Source organism: Streptomyces sp. NTD91 (assembly GCF_059510455.1).
In genome coordinates, this window is sequence record NZ_JCAJZW010000198.1 from 1 (window position 1) to 266 (window position 266).

Consider the following 266-nt stretch of genomic DNA (forward strand, 5'->3'; position numbering starts at 1 on the left):
GTCGACGTGGAACCTCCGTCGGTGGCTGTGTAGGGGATTCGGAGGGCCGACTGGTCTCCGGTGGCGAGGGTGCTGGGGGCGTTGCCCAGGGCGTTCCAGATTTTCACCTGGACGGTTCCGCCCTTCAGGTCGCAGAGTGTGCCGCTTTGTGAGGCCGGTCCGGCCTTGTCGGTGTAGTGCTCCCAGCCGGGTGCGGGGTCGGTGGCGAAGTAGTGGTAGGTCTCCACGCGGTCCCACTTTCCGTCTCCGGTGCAGTCGTAGGACAC

Annotated in this window: 1 pseudogene; it reads right to left on the minus strand. The window is 66.2% G+C overall.

What is annotated here, in order from left to right:
• A pseudogene (locus AC5WRT_RS39215) lies at positions 1-227 on the minus strand (hypothetical protein); the annotation flags it as partial.
• Between the last annotated feature and the right edge of the window lie 39 nt (positions 228-266).